This is a genomic window from Streptomyces sp. NBC_00076, assembly GCF_045041235.1.
Taxonomy (GTDB): domain Bacteria; phylum Actinomycetota; class Actinomycetes; order Streptomycetales; family Streptomycetaceae; genus Streptomyces.
The window spans coordinates 9530325-9543182 of the sequence record NZ_CP108242.1; the positions used below are offsets into that span (position 1 = coordinate 9530325).

The 12858-nt window shown below is 71.7% G+C and carries 13 protein-coding genes; 5 read left to right on the top strand and 8 right to left on the bottom strand.

The genetic code is table 11. The features are described from left to right. The first annotated feature begins 71 nt into the window (after positions 1 to 71). A complete protein-coding gene (locus OHA64_RS42710) occupies positions 72 to 422 on the top strand; it encodes an ArsR/SmtB family transcription factor (protein WP_405622575.1) in 351 nt (116 codons plus the stop codon). Here the strand turns inward: OHA64_RS42710 and OHA64_RS42715 are convergent. Both OHA64_RS42715 and OHA64_RS42720 read right to left on the bottom strand, forming a co-directional pair. Next, positions 411 to 1757, bottom strand: coding sequence for a nucleobase:cation symporter-2 family protein (locus tag OHA64_RS42715; protein ID WP_405622576.1), 1347 nt, complete (start codon positions 1755 to 1757; stop codon positions 411 to 413). The two genes, OHA64_RS42710 and OHA64_RS42715, sit on opposite strands and share 12 nt — an antisense overlap. Positions 1758 to 1885: 128 nt before the next feature. Then, entirely contained in the window at positions 1886 to 3232 is a 1347-nt protein-coding gene (locus OHA64_RS42720) for an FAD-dependent oxidoreductase (protein WP_405622577.1), read from the bottom strand. Between the two features lie 194 nt (positions 3233 to 3426). On the opposite strand from OHA64_RS42720, the gene OHA64_RS42725 reads away from it, so the two are divergent. Beyond that, positions 3427 to 3885: a DUF6214 family protein gene (locus OHA64_RS42725; protein WP_405622578.1), complete on the top strand. Its 459-nt coding sequence runs from the start codon at positions 3427 to 3429 to the stop codon at positions 3883 to 3885. Between the two features lie 24 nt (positions 3886 to 3909). Here OHA64_RS42725 and OHA64_RS42730 read toward each other — a convergent pair whose 3' ends face one another. Beyond that, positions 3910 to 4563, bottom strand: coding sequence for a DUF305 domain-containing protein (locus tag OHA64_RS42730; RefSeq protein WP_405622579.1), 654 nt, complete (start codon positions 4561 to 4563; stop codon positions 3910 to 3912). A gap of 190 nt (positions 4564 to 4753) precedes the next feature. On the opposite strand from OHA64_RS42730, the gene OHA64_RS42735 reads away from it, so the two are divergent. Further along, positions 4754 to 6256: an LVIVD repeat-containing protein gene (locus tag OHA64_RS42735; protein ID WP_405622580.1), complete on the top strand. Its 1503-nt coding sequence runs from the start codon at positions 4754 to 4756 to the stop codon at positions 6254 to 6256. Here OHA64_RS42735 and OHA64_RS42740 read toward each other — a convergent pair. The 5 genes from OHA64_RS42740 to OHA64_RS42760 all read right to left on the bottom strand — a co-directional run bounded on the left by OHA64_RS42740 (position 6244) and on the right by OHA64_RS42760 (position 10277). Next, entirely contained in the window at positions 6244 to 6933 is a 690-nt protein-coding gene (locus OHA64_RS42740; protein ID WP_405622581.1) for a TetR/AcrR family transcriptional regulator, read from the bottom strand. The genes OHA64_RS42735 and OHA64_RS42740 overlap by 13 nt on opposite strands. A gap of 241 nt (positions 6934 to 7174) precedes the next feature. After that, complete coding sequence (locus OHA64_RS42745; protein WP_405622582.1) at positions 7175 to 7867, bottom strand: HAD family hydrolase; 693 nt, start codon at positions 7865 to 7867, stop codon at positions 7175 to 7177. Positions 7868 to 7876: 9 nt separating this feature from the next. Further along, positions 7877 to 8578: a phosphatase PAP2 family protein gene (locus OHA64_RS42750; RefSeq protein ID WP_405622583.1), complete on the bottom strand. Its 702-nt coding sequence runs from the start codon at positions 8576 to 8578 to the stop codon at positions 7877 to 7879. A gap of 131 nt (positions 8579 to 8709) precedes the next feature. Then, positions 8710 to 9642, bottom strand: a complete 933-nt coding sequence (locus OHA64_RS42755; protein WP_405622584.1) for a M56 family metallopeptidase — start codon at positions 9640 to 9642, stop codon at positions 8710 to 8712. A 95-nt stretch (positions 9643 to 9737) separates the two neighbouring features. Further along, complete coding sequence (locus tag OHA64_RS42760; protein ID WP_405622585.1) at positions 9738 to 10277, bottom strand: DUF5134 domain-containing protein; 540 nt, start codon at positions 10275 to 10277, stop codon at positions 9738 to 9740. A gap of 170 nt (positions 10278 to 10447) precedes the next feature. Between OHA64_RS42760 and OHA64_RS42765 the strand changes: the two genes are divergently transcribed. Both OHA64_RS42765 and OHA64_RS42770 read left to right on the top strand, forming a co-directional pair. Further along, complete coding sequence (locus OHA64_RS42765) at positions 10448 to 12124, top strand: FUSC family protein (protein WP_405622586.1); 1677 nt, start codon at positions 10448 to 10450, stop codon at positions 12122 to 12124. Further along, entirely contained in the window at positions 12121 to 12669 is a 549-nt protein-coding gene (locus tag OHA64_RS42770) for a MarR family winged helix-turn-helix transcriptional regulator (RefSeq protein WP_405622587.1), read from the top strand. The genes OHA64_RS42765 and OHA64_RS42770 overlap by 4 nt, the downstream gene beginning before the upstream one ends. Positions 12670 to 12858 lie beyond the last annotated feature (189 nt).

Consider the following 12858-nt stretch of genomic DNA (forward strand, 5'->3'; position numbering starts at 1 on the left):
ATCGTAGTACGGTGAATGTCAAACTACGAGAGGTCTCGTACAATGGGCGTTCCCGAGTGAGTGGAGCCGCCGTGACCACCCCCGCCGTCAGCAGTCGCGACCTCCCGCACCCGGCGCGCGAGGAGATCCGGCTGGAAGCCGTGCTGCACGCCCTCTCCGACCCCATGCGGTTGCGGATCGTGCGAGAGCTCGCCGCCGAGCGCGACGAGCTCTCCTGTTCGTACTTCGACCTGCCCGTCACCAAGTCCACGACCACCCACCACTTCCGGGTGCTGCGCGAGGCCGGGGTGATCCGGCAGGTCTACCGGGGCACGGCCAAGATGAACGGACTGCGCCGAGGTGACCTGGACGACCTCTTCCCGGGACTTGTCGACGCCCTGCTCGGCGCCGCCACCCGGCAGGCCGCCCGCCTAGGCGGCTGACTGTGCCGGGTCGGCCGCCGGGGCTGAACGCGCCTTCGCCGGAAAGTGGTTGAAGAGGAGGTTCAGCACGATCGCCGTCAGGCAGCCCGCGCTGATCCCGCTGTTCATCACCGTCTGGAACCAGTCCGGGAACTTCTCGTAGATCGTCGGCACGCCGACCGGCAGCATGCCCATCGCCACCGAGACGGCCACCACCGTCAGGTTGTGGTTGCCCTTGAAGTCCACCTGGGCCAGTGTCCTCAGGCCGCTCGCCGCCACCGTCCCGAACATCACCAGGCCCGCGCCGCCCAGCACCGGCGCGGGCACGGCCGCGACCACCGCGCCCAGCTTCGGCAGCAGCCCCAGCAGGACGAGGATGCCGCCCGCGGCGGCCACGACCCAGCGGCTACGGACGCGGGTCATGCCGACCAGGCCCACGTTCTGCGCGTACGCCGTGTACGGGAACGTGTTGAAGACGCCGCCCAGAACGGTCGACAGGCCGTCGGCGCGCAGGCCGTCCGACAGTGAGCGCGGCTCGACCTTCCGGCCGGTCATCTCGCCGACCGCGACGAGGTCGCCGGTCGTCTCCGTCATCGTCACCAGCGCCACCACCAGCATCGAGATGATCGCCGACGCCTCGAAGGTGGGCGCCCCGAAGTGGAACGGCGTGCTGATCCCCACCCAGTCGGCGTCGCCCACCCCGCCGAAGTCCGTGAAGTCGAACGGCACCGCCACCGCCAGGCCCACCACGATGCCGATCAGCACGGCGATTCGGCTCAGGAACGACGGCGCGAACCGCTGCACGCCCAGCACCACCGCGAGCACGAAGGCCGCGAGCGCGATGTTCCTCGGTGCCCCGAAGTCCTTCGCCCCGGCGCCGCCCGCGACCCAGTTCCCCGCCACCGGCAGCAGCGAGATGCCGATGATCAGGATCACGGTGCCGGTGACGAGGGGCGGGAAGAACCGCAGCAACCGTCCGAAGACCGGCGCGAGCAGCATGATCGCGAGCCCCGCGACGATCACCGAGCCGTAGATCGCGGGCAGGCCGCCCCCGGTCGTGCCGATCAGCACCATCGGCGACACGGCCGCGAACGTGCAGCCCTGCATGATCGGCAGCCGCACGCCGAACCGCCAGAACCCGATGCACTGGATGAGCGTGGCGATCCCGCACACCAGGAGGTCGGCGGTGATGAGATACGCCAGGTCCGCGGCCGACAGCTTCATCGCACCGCCGACGATCAGCGGAACGGCCACCGCGCCCGCGTACATCGCGAGCACGTGCTGCAGGCCGAAAACGGCCAACTGCCGTACGGGCGGGACCTCGTCGACGGGATGCACGGGTGCGGTCGTTGCCATGGACACTCCAGAGCGGCGGGTGGCTGGGAACAGTCGGTCAGTACGGGACCGTAAGGGGCTTGAACAGTTTGTTGATGTCGGCGGTATTGCCGATCTGTGTCATGCCCACCCAGTTGTCCGCCACGCCGCTACGGAGTCATCGACCGCGCCGCTGTCTGCAGCGATTCCCAGTCCGGCAACTTGGCCACGCTCCGCCCCAGTGAGGCCCCCAGCTCCGCCTCGGCCCGTTCGATCGCCTGCCACCCCGTCCACTCGACCGGCTGGATCCCGTCGGCCCGCAGTGCCGTCAGGGGGTCGCCGGGGAGGTCTGCGGATGCGAGGGCGGGGGCGTCCTCCAGCATCGAGGTCACCGTCTCCTTGGCGCACGGCCGGTTGGTGCCGATGACGCCTGTCGGGCCACGCTTGATCCAGCCGGCCACGTACTCGCCGGGCGCGACCACGCCCTCGCGCAGGACCCGGCCGGCCAGCTGGGGCACCGTGCCGCTCGCCGGGTCGAACGGCAGCCCCTCCAGGGGAACTCCGCGGTAGCCCACCGAGCGCAGCACCAGCTGGGCCTCGATCACCTCGAAGCGGCCCGTCCCCGTCACCCCGCCCCGTCCGTCCGGCACCGTCCGCTCGAAACGCACCGCCCCCACATGTCCTTCGTCGGCCAGGAGTTCCACCGGCCGCAGGAAGAACCGCAGCCGGATCCGACGGGCCGCGGCCGGTGCGGCCGGGGCGTTCGCCCAGCCCCGCAGCACCTCGACGTTGCGGCGCTGCGCGGCAGGCAGCGCGGCGGGGTCCTGGTAGGCCGGATCGAGCGCCAACTCCTCCTCATCCACGGCCGCTTCGGTGCCCGGAAGGGCGCCCAGCTCCCGCAGCTCCTTGGTGGTGAAGCGGGCCTGGGACGGGCCCCGCCGCCCCACCATCTGGATGTCGGTCACCTGGCTGGAGGCCAACGCGGCCAGGGGCGCCTGCGGCATGTCGGTAGGGTTCAGTTCCGCCAGGCCCCGGGCCAGCATCCGGGTGACGTCCACGGCGACGTTGCCCACGCCGATGACCACCGCGGAGCGGGCGCCGACGACGAAACCGTCGGCGGCCGAGTCGGGATGCGCGCTGTACCAGGACACGAACTCCGTCGCCGACCAGCTGCCCGGCAGGTCCTCTCCGGGGATCCCCAGGTGCCGGTCGGTGGCGGCGCCCACGCAGTACACCACGGCGTGGTACAGCTCCCGCAGTCGTGTGGCCGGTACCCCGCCGGGGCCGACCTGGACGCCTCCGAGGAAGCGCACCCGTTCGTGTTCCAGGACCGTCCGCAGGGTGTTCTGCAGCGACTTGATCTTCTCGTGGTCCGGCGCCACGCCGTACCGGACCAGGCCGTAGGGACACGGCAGCCGGTCCAGGACGTCGACCAGCACCTCGGAGTCCTGCTGGACCAGGCTCTGGGCGGTGTAGCACCCGCTCGGCCCGGACCCGACCACGGCGACTCGGAACACGGCGGAACTCCTAACCCGAGGGATCCATGGAGCCACTCTTCCAGGATCGCACTGTCACCGCGCCACTGACAGGGGCCGTGCGTGGTACGGGCGCGCGTGTCCGTGCGGATGGAATGTGATCATGCGGTTACGTTGCGTGTGTGCTAGAAGCATCCTTTCTTAATCTTTCTGATCGTTGTCCGGCCGACGGCATCGTGTCCGTGTGGCCCGCGTGGGAAGTGCGGGAGGACGGGGGCGTGACGTCGTGGTTCGACGTCCGGCTGGAGTTCACCGACGGCGCCGGGGTCGCCGCGCTCGCCGCGGTGTCCGAAGGGGGCGTCTCGATCGAGGACGTCCGGGCCCGGCCGGGGCTGTCGCTCGACGATCTGGCCGAACTCGCGGACTGGGTCGAGGGGCCTCTCTTCGAGGCCTGTGGTGGCGGACCCGGGCCCGCCGCGAAGGCGGCCGGGTCGCGTCGCGCCCGTCCCGCGTGGCCGCGTGGCATCGAGGGGCGTCGGCTGGTCGCGCAGGAGTACCGCGCGGCCCAGCTGGAGGGGGACGACCCCGTCCTCGCGGTGATGTGCGCGACCGGGCACAGCCGCCGCAAGTCCCTCAGGCTGATCGCGCAGGCGCGTGACGCCGGTCTGCTGACGCCACGTCACACGCGGTGCTGAGTTGGGCCGTTGGCCGGCCAGGGGTCACGGCATGGCCCGCATCCGGGTGATCTCGCTGGTCTGCTGGGCGATCACGTCGTCGGCCATCTCCTCGATCCGTACGTTGTTGCCCTGCGCCTTGACGTCCGTGGCCATGGTGATCGCGCCCTCGTGATGGGTGATCATCAGGGTGAGGAAGAGCTGGTCGAAGGCCTTGCCCCGGGCGGCTTGAAGTTTCTTCAGTTGCGCCTCGGTCGCCATACCGGGCATCACGGTGTGCTCGTGCCCGCCGCCCTTCTCGTCCTCGCCGTGTTCCGTCAGCCAGCCCCGCATGGTGCTGATCTCCGGCCCCTGCGCGGCGGCGATCCGCTCGGCGAGCCCCTTGACCTTCGACGACTGCGCGCGCTTCGGGGCCAGTTCGGTCATCTCCAGTGCCTGTCTGTGGTGCTCGATCATCATTCGGGCGTAGCCGACGTCCGCCGTGTTGGGGGTGTCGTCGTCGACGCGCTGGGCCTGTGCGTCCTCGGCGGACATCGTGCGGTTCGCCTCGCCGGGCTTGCCGGGCACCAGCACCGAGGGGGCGGTCGCCGAGGCCGGCTTCGGGTCCGGACCGGAGTCACAGGCCCCGAGCCCGAGCACGGCCAGGGCGACCAGTGCGGTGGTGGCGAGGGGTGCGCGCGACTCGCGGCGTAAGGGCACAACGACCTCCTGTGGCAGGCGGGATGAGGGGCACCTCGTGAGTGCCGATGACCGTCCTAGCACGCTCCGGCGCGTGACTGATCGAAAACCTTCATTACAGGCTCGTTGCCCACTGTTGATATGGGCATGGCTAAGACGATACTGCGTGGTGCGTGAACCGTTCACACCGAACGGATCAAGGGAGGGAACAGTGATCCTGTTAAGCAATCCCCGAACCCGGCGCAGACGCCTGGGAGTTGGGGCGGCTGCCGTCGGCCTGCTGGCCGCGCTTCTGACGGCGGCTCCGGCGGCCGCGACCCCCGACCCCGGGGACGCGCCCGCGAAGAGCGAGGGCGTGTCCAAGAGTGTCGAAGCAGAGGTCCGGGCGGCGATCGCGGAGGACGAGATCCCGGCCCCGGACCAGATCGTCCACTCGGCCAACATCAAGCACCTCGCCAACGTCCCCAAGGACGTTCTGCCCGGCACCAACTCGGACCTCGCCTTCCAGGGCAAGTACGCCTACGCCGGCAACTACGACGGCTTCCGCATCTTCGACATCAGCAACCCGAAGACGCCGAGGACCGTCTCCCAGGTCCTGTGCCCGGGCTCGCAGAACGACATCACCGTCTCCGGCAACCTGCTGTTCCTGTCCACGGACTCCTCGCGCAGCGACAGCAGTTGCAACAGCACCACGCAGCCCGCCACCGAGAAGTCGTCGTGGGAGGGCATGAAGGTCTTCGACATCAGCGACAAGACCAACCCGAGGTACGTCGCCGCCGTCGAGACCGCCTGCGGCTCGCACACCCACACGCTGGTGCCCGAGCGCAGGAACGTCTACCTCTACGTCTCCTCGTACTCGCCGAGCGCCACCTACCCCGACTGCCAGCCGCCGCACGACGGCATCTCGGTCATCAAGGTGCCGCGCAACGCCCCCGAGAAGGCGGCGGTCGTGAACTTCCCGGTGCTCTTCCCCGGTGAAGGCCCGGACGGCGGCGGAAACCCCGGCGCGCCCACCAACCCGGGTGTCTCCAAGACCACCGGCTGCCACGACATCACCGTGCTGCCCTCGAAGGACCTGGCGGCCGGTGCCTGCATGGGCGACGGCATCCTGTTCTCCATCAAGGACCCCGCGCGTCCGAAGGTCATCGACCGGGTGCAGGACAACGTGAACTTCGCGTTCTGGCACTCGGCGACCTTCAACCAGAAGGCCGACAAGGTCGTCTTCACCGACGAGTTGGGCGGCGGCGGTGCGGCCACCTGCAACGCGGCGACCGGCCCGAACCGCGGTGCGGACGGCATCTACGACGTCGTCGGCAGGGGTGACCACCGCAAGCTGGTCTTCCGCAGCTACTACAAGATCCCGCGCCACCAGGCCGACACCGAGAACTGCGTGGCCCACAACGGCTCGCTGATCCCGGTCAAGGGCAAGGACCTCATGGTCCAGGCGTGGTACCAGGGCGGCGTCTCCGTCTGGGACTTCACCAACTCCTCGAAGCCCAAGGAGATCGCGTACTTCGAGCGGGGCCCGCTGAGCGTCGACACGATGACGACCGGCGGTTCCTGGTCGGCGTACTACTACAACGGCTACATCTACTCGAACGACATCGCCAAGGGCTTCGACGTGCTGAAGCTCGACGACCGTCGCACCGACCCGGCCAAGCGGGTCCGGCTGGGCGAACTCAACGTCCAGACACAGCCGGATTACTTCGACTGACGGTCCCCGCCGCATTCCGGCGCGGGCCCGGTCGCGAAGAATCTCGACAGGTCGGTGTCACCGGTCCCGCCGGACGCCATGGAGGTGTCCGGCGGGACCCCCTGCTCCCAGTCGATCCGGTAGCGCTGGAACAACTCGGCGCGCAGCGTCGGCACGGGCATCGGTGCGCCGGGCACCAGTGCCGCGTAGACCGCGCCCATGAGCAGCGCGCGCAGCATCGGGTAGTCGGCGTCGACGTCCTGCGAGCCGCCACGGGCCACGGTGTCGCGCAGCAGCTCGGCCAGGCGCCGCTGCTCCGGGCACGGCATGAACCCCTCGTCCTGCAGCAGCCCGGCCATGTGCTGGCGCATCAGCACGGGCCGGTCCCGTGCCAGCCCCAGGATCGCGTCGATGGCCCGGGCCATCCGCTCCCGGCCGTCCAGGGTGCGAGGCTCGCGCTCCAGCGCCTCCTCCAGCGTGCGGTGCATCAGCCGGTGCACGGCGGACTGCACCAGCGTGCGTTTGCCGGGGAAGTAGTACGAGACCAGTCCGCGCGCTGAGCCGGCCCGGTCCGCGATGTCGCCGAGCGTCGTCGCCTCGTACCCGCGCTCGCTCACCAGCTCGACCGCCGCCTGCAGAAGCCGCTCCCGGGAACGCCGCCGCAACTCTTCATTGACCGAGGCGCTGCGCGGGGACATGCTGTAACTCCTGCGTTGACTGGCTGCCAGCCAACTATACTCAAGGCGTCCGGACCGGTGCCCGTGAGGGCGCGGTCGGGGCTGCCGTCTGCCCTGGGCGACGCGGGGGATCGTCCAGGGTGGGCGAGCATCGCGCCCGGGTGGTGGCCTTGGGCTACTTTCCGGCGGCTCTCGCCACTCGGCTGCGGCCCGGCCGGGCTGGGTTTCCTCTCGGACGGCGGGGCCGGGCCTCGCGCAGAAGTCAGCCGACCAGGCCGAGCACCGGCCGCAGCCCGTCCGGTCGCTGCGTCACCGGCAGATGGTCCACGAAGTGGACCCCGCAGCCCAGAGCTGTCGCGCCGCCGTCCGCGCGCCGGTCGTCGCCGACCATCAGGACGTCACGAGGATCGGCGTCGAGTGCCGCGCAGGCCGTCGCGAACAGCCGTGGGTCCGGCTTCTGGATGCCGTGCTCGTACGACAGCACATAGGTGTCGATGTACGGGTCGAGTCCGTGCTCGAGGAACACCGGGCGCAGATCCCAGCCGATGTTGCTGACCACGCCCACCCCGATCCCACGCTCGCGCAGCGTGCGCAGCACCTCGGCGGCGTCGGGATACGGGGCCCAGGCGGCCGGGGTCATGTGCCGGTCGTACAGCGCGTCGTGCAACGCGGGGTCGGGCAGCGGTACTTGGCGGGCGAGGCCGGTGTACGCGGCCCGGTGCAGGTCGGCGCTCTTGTCGCGGATCTCCCAGAGCGGGGCGAGCTCGTCGGGGACCGGACGTATCGCATTTGCCCCGCCGGGCAGTGCGCCGACGCTCTCCAGATCCTGCGCGGCCCGCAGCAACTCGGGCTCGGGAAGGGCGAGTCCAGCCTGCGTCAGGACAGCTCGCAGCCACGATTCACCGGACTCGATACGGAAGAGGGTCCCTGAGAAGTCGAACAACACGGCAGCCATGGAGTGATCCTACGAGGCCGGATTTCCCGCCGGCGGGGTGTCCGGCCGCCAACGCAGGTGGGCCAGTACCGCCAGGGCCACCGTCAGCGCGCCCAGAAGCCAGCCGCCGAGCACGTCCGTGGACCAGTGGACGCCGAGCCAGATCCGGGTGAGGCCGACGCCGACGACGGAGAGCACGCAGAGGGTCAGGACCGTGCTCCACAGGGCGCGGCCCGCGCCGTGGCGGTGCAGCAGCCACAGGAGCAGACCGCAGACGACCGTGGCGGTCATGGCGTGGCCCGAGGGGAAGGCCGCGAAGTGGGCCGTGTCGACGGGGTCGGGCCAGACCGGCCGGGCCCGCCCGACCGCGGTCTTGAGCACCTGCTGCACCAGCGTGCCCAGCGCGCAGGTGGCGGTGAGCCACCCGGCCGTCCACCAGTCCGCGTGCCGCCACACCAGCCACACCACGACGACCGCGCACAGGAGGCGCATCGCCCACGGGTCCCAGATCCAGTCCGTCAGGATCCGGAACGTGTGGGTGACACCGCGTTCGTCCACCGCCCAGCGGTGGGTGGTGCGGGCGATGTCCTCGTCGAGGGTGATCAGGGGAGGCCATTCCACCGCGACCAGCACGAGGAGCAGCGTGGAGCACAGCGCGAGGACGCCGGCGGCGCGGGCGGCGGTGCGGTGCGCCGGCGGGCGGGGCGGGGAGTCGACGGGCGGAGTGTGCATGGTGCGATCCTCGCCGAACTGTGGGGCGTGAGGCCAATCCCGGGCGAGATCAAGCCGATGCCTAGGTGATCTCGGTGCGCCGCCGGGGTGTCCTCGCGGTTCGGGCGGGCCCGGGGGAGGCGTCCTGTCGGTCACCCCAGTGCGCGTAGCCCCGGCACGAACGCCACCAGCACCGGGACGACCGGAACCAGCGCGGCGGCCGCGGTCAGCCTGAGCCGGCGGGCCGCGGTGAACCGGACCGGGGGAGCGAGCAGACGATGCACCCGCCGGGGCAGATGGGCGTGCGGGGCCGGGGCGGGGCCGAACACGCCCCGGTCCTCGTTGAGTTCGACCAGGGCGAGCGCCGTGGTCAGTCGGCCGAAGCGGCGGGACGCCATGTCGTCCGCGGCGAGTTCGACCAGTCGATGCATCTCGTCCCGGAACGCGGCGAACACCGGAACCTGCGGAAACCCGCCGGCCAGGGCGGCGGAGCAGTGCAGCAGCCAGTCGTGCCGGGCCTGGGCGTGTCCCTCCTCGTGTGCGGCGAGAGCGTCCAGTTGCCGCCCCTTCAGACGGCGCAACGCGGCCGTGGTGACGACGAGCCGCGGCCTCGCCCCCGCCAGCCACCAGGCGTCGGGCCGCTCGCCCTCCAGCACCACGAGCCGGCTGCCGGGCTCCTCACCGGGCAACAGCGGTGCCCGGACGAGGAGTTCGCCCTGCCGCCGCCTGCGTCGGGCCCGCGCGCGGACCACCTCACGCACCAGCATCGCCGCACTCCACATTCCGCCACAGGCCAGTGCCACGGCGGTGGTCGCGGCCCACGGGCCGGCCGTGCCGAGGGTGTAGGCAGCAACGACGGTGTTCGGCGCGGGCGCGAACACATGGCCGCGGACCGCCTGCCAGGCCACCGCCGCGCTGAGCGTCATCGACAACGCGCAGCACACCAGGACGGCCGCCACCGCGCACTGCCACACCCACAGGGCGAGGACGGGCTCGTGGTCCGCCCAGTCGGCCCGGGCGAGTAGCCGCGGAGCGACGACGGCGGTCAGGGCGCCGAGCAGCAACAGTGCCGCGGGGAGCATCATGGGAGCAGACTATGAGCGCGACACCGCTCACAGGTACGGCCCCCGAGGCCGAAGTGGCGCAGGCAACGGTTCGTCCGTCGTGCCGGGCCGGCGCGTCAGAGCGTCAGCAGCATCGTCACCATCGCGATCCCCATCGACAGCCGGCACGCCCTTGCCAGCTCCGGCCGGTCCCCCCACCCCACGGTCTCGCCTCCGCCGCCGGCCGGGACCAGCCGTACGCCGGACAGCAGGACGTACCCCGCGAAGTAGAGCAGCAGAGCCCCGGTCACCAGCGGCACCCCCGCGCCGCCGTGGCCGCCGTGCCCTTGCGGGGAGACGGCCATGACCGCGGCCATGTAGACCATGGCCAAGGCCCCCATGAGGTGGTGCAGGTGATGTGCGCCGGCCCGCGCCGCCCACAGGGCGTGCAGCGCGGCCGCGCCGAACACCAGGGCATAGGCGGGCCAGGCCCAGGACGGCGGGGTGAACACCGCCGCCGGTACGGCCATCGCGGCCATGCCGAAACCCATCAGCGCCTCGCCACCCGCGGCCCGGCGCTGCGCCTCGACGCCACTGCGCATCCGCCGCAGGCAGTACGCCCCGGCCGCCGCGCACAGCACCACCAGCAGCCAGCCGGACGAAGCCGGTCCGTGCACGCCCACCTCCCCGCTCGGCGGTGCTCGTCGATGCTCGACGGTCGGTCAAGGAATGCCCCCGTCCCTCGGCGCGCAAGCGGGCGCAAGGGGGTATACGGGGAGCATTCGACGGAGCACGGCAGGTCAGAGAGTATTTTTTACGAGTAAAACACCTGCTAAGCTTCTACCTCATGAGCCGTGCGACCCCAACCTCCGACACCCAGCCCGCCCGACGCCTCCCGCTGGCCGGTGTGCTGCGCCTCGGCCGGCCTTCCGACATCTGGTTCAAGCCCGCCCTGAGCGTGGTCGTCGCGGTCGCCCCGCCCAATCTGACCCTGCTGGCGCTCGGTCGGCTCGACCTGGCGATGTACGCGATGGCCGGGGCCCTGTGCGCGCTGTACGCCCACAACCGCCCCTACGCCGCTCGGGCCCGCGCCCTGGCCTGGGTCGTGCTCGGCATGCTCGGCGGTCTCGCGGCCGCGCTGGTCACGGCCTCGCTCACCGGCAGCGCCGTCGTCCTGGTGACCGTCGGCGCCGTCCTGGCCGCCGTACAGAAGACGCTGTGCGACGCCACTCGCGTGGGGCCGCCCGGCAACGTGGTCCTCACCTTCATCAGTTCCGCCGCGCTGTTCGCTCCGCAGACCCTCGGCCAGGTCCCCGGCCACCTGGCGCTGGCCGCGGGGACGGGCGGATGGGCCTGGTTCGTCGGCATGGCGCCCGGGCTGCTGCGCCCGCACGGTCCCGAGCGCCGCGCCACCGCACACGCCCTGGACGCGGCGGCCGCCCACGCCGCCACCAGCGGCGGCGGCGACGCACACGCGAAGGCCCGCGCCGCCGCGGCCGCCGCCGTACAGGCCGCCTGGCAGAGCCTGTTGTCCGCCGGTGGCCGCACCACGACCCGGCGCGCCCTCGAACGGCTCCTCGTCCGTGCCGAGGTCGCCCTCGCCGCCCCCGCCGACACGGACCCGCGGCGGCTGCGCGCCTGGGCCCGCGACCTGCGCGGCACCGGACCGGTCCCACCAGTGGCCGAACGACCGGCCGAGACCGCCGAACTACTCGGCGTCGACGCCGAACTCGCCGCCCCGGCCCGCCCGTGGTGGACCCGCCTCGGCCCGCTGACCCCGCTCGCCCTGCGTACCGCCCTCGGCTGCGCCCTCGCCGGCTACGCCTCCCTCGCGCTCGGTGTCGGCCGCCCCTACTGGGCCCTGGTCACGGCCGCCTCGCTCTACCAGGCGAACCTCACCCTCACCTGGACCCGGGGCGTCCAGCGCGTGGTCGGCAACCTCGTCGGCGTCCTCCTCTTCGCCGCGGTGGCTCCACTGGTCCATCTCGGCCCGGCGGCGCTGGTCCTGTGCTGCCTCGCCTTCAACTTCGGGGCGGAGGCGCTGATGAGCCGCAACTACTGGCTCGGCAGCGTCTGCGTGACCCCGATGGCGCTGCTCATCACCGAGTTCGCCGGCTTCCAGCAGCCCGGACAGCTGATCGTCGAGAGGGCCGTGGACACCCTCGTCGGAGCCCTGGTCGGCCTCGCCGCGGCCGTCGCCGTCACCAACCGCCGCGCGGGTGACCGCGTCGGGCACGCGCTGACCGGCGTCGAGCGTGCCCGCGAACACGCCGCCCGGCTCCTGGCCGAGCCGGACCCCGCCCCGGGCGCCCTCGAAGCCGCCCGGCGCGGCCTCTCCGCCGCCCTGCTGGAGCTGCGCGGCACGGTGGAGGCCGCGTCCGGCGAGTGGTGGCAGCGTGCTCTGCCGCACGAGAGGGTCGTGCGCGCCGAACAGTCCGGACACCGTACGCTCGCGGCGACGGTTCGGCGCCAGGGGCTGCACCTGGACCGGCACACGGACACGACGGAGGGCGTACGGCCATGACGGCGACCGGTGGAGGGCCGATGACGGCACAGGACGCGACCAGGAGCGACACGGTCTCCGCGGTCGTACGGCAGTGGCAGGCCGTCCACCCCGATCTCGACACCGGCCCCATGGAGATCATCGGCCGGGTCAACCGCTGCGCCGCCCTCCTCCAACAGGCCGAGGACGCCCCGCTGCGCCGGGCCGGCCTCAGTCGCCCCGAGTTCGACCTGCTGGGCGCGCTGCGCCGCACCGGCCACGAGCTCACCCCCGGCGAACTGGCCCGCGAGACCTTCTCCTCGGGCGCCGCCGTCACCAAGCGCCTCAAGGCCCTGACCGAGCGCGGTCTGGTCGAGCGGCGCGGCGACACCCGCGACCGCCGCGTCGCACACGTCCGTCTCACGGACGCCGGACGCGATTTGGTCGACGGCATCCTCCCCGAACAGCTCGCCTACGAGACCTCCGTGCTGTCGGGAATCGACCCGGCCCATCGGGACGAACTGTCCGACCTGCTCGCCGGGTTGCTGAGCCGGCTGGAGGGCCGCCTCGGAGCGCCACGCCCCTGAGTTCCCTCCGGTGCCCCCCGGCTCCGCAACTTTCGAAGCCTGCGTGCCATTGACGCGGCCGACGTGCCCTTCTTACGTTCGACCAGGCCGGTTCGGATCATCGACTGGCGTACGACATGCCGGACGAAGGATGAGGCCGTGACAACCGAAGACCCCGCCGCCCCCGTTTCTGATCGGCTCACCGGCACC